Annotated in this window: 4 protein-coding genes and 1 tRNA gene; 2 read left to right on the plus strand and 3 right to left on the minus strand. The window is 68.6% G+C overall.

Going from position 1 to position 3,855, the window contains the following annotated elements:
- Both BM286_RS15035 and BM286_RS15040 read right to left on the minus strand, forming a co-directional pair.
- Positions 1–224 (minus strand): 6,7-dimethyl-8-ribityllumazine synthase (locus BM286_RS15035; protein WP_174549021.1); only part of this gene is annotated, 224 nt, incomplete at its 3' end.
- A gap of 534 nt (positions 225–758) precedes the next feature.
- The gene (locus BM286_RS15040; protein WP_092924386.1) at positions 759–1,868 is read right to left on the minus strand and encodes an OBG GTPase family GTP-binding protein; all 1,110 of its coding nucleotides are present in this window, start codon (positions 1,866–1,868) and stop codon (positions 759–761) included.
- A 200-nt stretch (positions 1,869–2,068) separates the two neighbouring features.
- Here BM286_RS15040 and BM286_RS15045 point away from each other — a divergent pair, with 200 nt between their 5' ends.
- On the plus strand, positions 2,069–2,269 hold the full coding sequence (locus BM286_RS15045) for a VNG_1110C family protein (protein ID WP_092924389.1): 201 nt from the start codon (positions 2,069–2,071) through the stop codon (positions 2,267–2,269).
- 177 nt (positions 2,270–2,446) lie between these two features.
- Positions 2,447–3,469, plus strand: coding sequence for an NADP-dependent oxidoreductase (locus tag BM286_RS15050; protein ID WP_092924392.1), 1,023 nt, complete (start codon positions 2,447–2,449; stop codon positions 3,467–3,469).
- Between the two features lie 168 nt (positions 3,470–3,637).
- Here BM286_RS15050 and BM286_RS15055 read toward each other — a convergent pair.
- A tRNA-Leu gene (locus BM286_RS15055) sits at positions 3,638–3,722 on the minus strand.
- Between the last annotated feature and the right edge of the window lie 133 nt (positions 3,723–3,855).

A 3,855-nucleotide genomic window follows, 5' to 3' on the forward strand; every position in this document is an offset into this window, starting at 1 on the left:
TGGTCGGTGTCGCCGGTGACGATGGCGCCGACGACCGCGACGGCGTCGACGTCGTCCCGGCGCGCGAGCCGGTCGGCGGCCAGCGGGCTGTCGTACGCGCCCGGCACGCTCAGTTCGTCGACGACGACGGCGTCGCGGTCGGCGGCCGCCTCCCGGGCGGCCTCGGCCATCGGCTCCGTGACGGAGTCGTTGAACCGCGCCACCACCAGTCCCAGCGAGACCATACCGAACCTGACGCGGGAGGCGGCAAAGGTCTACCGTTCGACCGCAGGGTTGCCGGGCGAACGCGTTCGGGGACGGTGCCGCGACGCGGGAGGATTCCGGATGAGACCCACTGCGGCGGCGCGTGCCGACGAGCGCCCGCAGGGCGCGAGTCGCACGCGCGAGGTCGTCGGGCTTCGCCCGACTGCCAGAGGCGCGTCGCGCCTCGCTGTCGCCGGCGCTAGGCGCCGGCTGCCAGCGGGACCTTCGGTCCCTCGCTGGACGCGGCGAGCGAGGAGCGTGGTTCGAGAGAGCTTCGCTCTCTCGTCACCGCCGGGAGTCACAGACTTCCGGCTAGCAGTCAGGAGCCGAGGAGTTCTGACGATATCCCGAAAATCGGAGATTTTCGGGCGACAGCAAGCCGCGCGAGCCCCGCAGCGAAAACGAGCGAGACCACGAGCGTCGCAGCCCGCACGGCGAAGCGGACGGACACGTCTTTTGAAGGCCCTCGCGCCTGAGGCTTTGGAGGTATCTTCACCCGACGCGGGTTTGGAAATTCACTTCCGCGCGACGATCCGCAACACGTCTTCATCAGCCAACTCGTGGCCCTTCCCGACCTGTTGGTCGTCGTGTTTCGCGCTGTCGCCCGACACCCGCGCAAATTTGAAGCGCTCGTCGAACTCGCCGCCGATCTTCGTACAGGCGTCGCCGACCGTGTCGCCCTCGAACAAAATTAGCGGCTCCTCGTAGTCGACGCCGCGACCGGGCTTGTCCATGTAGATGCGAATAACGCCCAGCTCCTCCCAGAGCCGCTCCTTGAGCCCGTCGAGGCCGAGTTCCTTCTCGGCGGAGATGAAGAGCACGTCGTCGGGGTCCAGGTCCCGCTCGCGCAACTCCGCTTTCACCGTCGGGAGGTAGCTCTTGTCGATGAGGTCCGCCTTGTTGACGGTGACCATCGAGGGGAGGTACTCGCGGTTGTCCATCACGGCGTCGACCAGCTCGTCGATGGTGAGGTCGTGCGGGATCGTCACCTTCGCGTTGACGTAGCCGTACTCGCGGAGGACCTGCTTGACCGTCTCCTCGTCGAGGCTCACGTCGTCGCTCATCGTCACGCCGAGCCCGTCCTTGTGCGTCTTCCGGATGTTGATGTTCGGGGGATCGGTGTCGAGGCGGATGTTGGTCGCGTACAGCTCCTCGCGGAGGCGGTCGTACTGCTCGATCTCGAAAACGGAGAGCATGAACACCACGAGGTCCGCGGTCCGGACGACCGAGAGCACCTCCTTGCCGCCGCCACGACCGCCCGCGGCGCCCTCGATCAGCCCCGGCACGTCGAGGATCTGGATGTTCGCGCCGCGGTACTGTAGCATGCCGGGGTTGACGTCGAGGGTGGTGAACTCGTAGGAGCCCACCTCGCTGTCGGCGTTGGTGAGGGCGTTGATGAGGGTGGACTTGCCGACGCTGGGGAACCCGACCAACGCGACCGTGGCGTCCCCGTGCTTCTCGACCGCGTAGCCGTGACCGCCGCCGGCGGAGGACTGGTTCTCCAGCTTCTCCTTCTTCTCGGCGAGTTTCGCCTTCAGGCGCCCGATGTGAGCCTCCGTCGACTTGTTATAGGGCGTCTCGGCGATCTCCTCGCGGAGGTCTTCGATCTCCTCCTCCAGTCCCATTACCACACCCTCGGCCGGTCGGCTCGTTAAAGGTGTTCCTTCGGATCGCCGGCCCGTCGGCGGGGATCGAATCGGCCGACAGCTCCGCGCGAATCGGCCGACAGCCCCGCGCGAATCGGCGGTTCGCGCCGAATGAGTGGTTGGTCCGCCGATACTTCGACACGGTTATATCGGAGACGAATAATCCTCTGACACGCCGAATGCCAGATCCGTCGAGCCTTCGCGACAGTACGCAGATCGTCCTCCCGCGCCGCGCGCTCGACGGGCACCGGGAGCCCCTCGAAGCCCGCTTCACCGTCACCGTCGTCGAGACCGACGACCGGTACCGGATCATCGGCAGCCCGGTCGAGATCAAGGCCGCCAGCGACTACCTCACCCGCAACGGCGTCGCTGTCGCGTGAGGCGCTCCGTCACGTGAGTCGTTCCGTCGGCGGGCGGCCCGGCGGTCGCGTGTCGATCCCGCTGCGCGACGGGGAGCCCTCGCGGGGCCGCTATCGTCGCGCCGGCCGCGGGTTCCGGATCCCCACGACGGCTGCTGGGGTCCAAACCCTATTGCGGTCCATCCACAAACGGGGACCGTGACGAACACCAACCGCGAGTGGCTTCTCGCCGAGCGGCCGACCGGCGAGCCCGATCAGGACAGCTTCGAACTGCGCGAGGCCGAGGTCCCCGCCCCCGACCCCGGCGAACTCCTCGTCCGCGTCCGGTTCCTCTCGGTCGACCCGTACATGCGCGGCCGGATGCGCGACGCCGAGTCCTACGCGGAGCCGTGGGACGTGGGCGACGCGCTCAGGGGCGGGGTCGTCGGCGAGGTGGTCGAGAGCGCGAGCGACGCGTACGACGCGGGCGACCTCGTGACCGGCGAGGGGCGCTGGGCCGACTACGCGACGCTCGACGCCGACGACGTCGCGCCCGTCGACCCGGCTGTCGCGCCCCCCGAGGCGTACCTCGGCGTCCTCGGCATGCCCGGGCGGACCGCGTACTTCGGACTGCTGGAGGTCGGCGAGCCGAAGCCCGGCGACACGGTCGTCGTCTCCGGCGCGGCCGGCGCGGTCGGCTCGGTGGTCGGCCAGATCGCGGTGCGGAACGGCTGTCGCGTGGTCGGCTTCGCGGGCAGCGACGAGAAGACCGACTGGCTCACCGACGACCTCGGCTTCGACGCCGCGATCAACTACAAGACCGCGGACGACTACCGCGCCGAGCTCGACGAGGCGGCGCCCGACGGCGTCGACGTGTACTTCGACAACGTCGGCGGCCCGATCACGGACGCCGTCTTCACGACGCTGAACCTCGACGCGCGCGTCGCGGTCTGCGGCCAGATCGCCCACTACAACGACGAGGAGACCCCGACCGGCCCGCGGAAGCTCCCGCAGCTGATTCCGGTGCGGGCCAAGGTCGAGGGCCTGCTCGTCAGCGACTTCGCGACCCGGTTCGGCGAGGCGAGCGAGCGGCTGGGCCGGTGGGTCGCGAGCGGCGACCTCGAACACCGCGAGACGGTCGTGGAGGGGTTGGAGAACGCGCCCGACGCCTTCCTCGGCCTGTTCTCCGGCGACAACATCGGCAAGCAGGTGGTGCGGGTGTCGGACGCCGACGCGGAGTAGTCGCGACTCGGCGTCGCTTCTACCTGTAAAGGGAGTGCGCGGGACCGGATTCGAACCGAGGCGAGAAATGCTCGCTCACTCCGTTCGCTGCGCTTTCTCGCTGGGTTACAAATCCGCTCCTGCTCCCTCACTCCAGCCGACTCGCTTTGCTCGTCGGCTTCCGTTCAGTGCGCGGGACCGGATTCGAACCGGCGGACCCCTACGGGATAGCGTCCTAAGCGCTACGCCTTTGGCCTGGCTCGGCAACCCGCGCGCAACCCCGAATACGCGAAACCGAGTCAAGAACCTGACGAACCACCAGCGGCGATGCGATTTATAAATACGATGGCGCGTGCCGACGAGCGCCCGCAGGGCGCGAGTCGCACGCGCGAGGGAGTCGGCCGCCC

Source organism: Halorubrum sodomense, from assembly GCF_900111935.1.
Taxonomy (GTDB): Archaea; Halobacteriota; Halobacteria; order Halobacteriales; family Haloferacaceae; genus Halorubrum; species Halorubrum sodomense.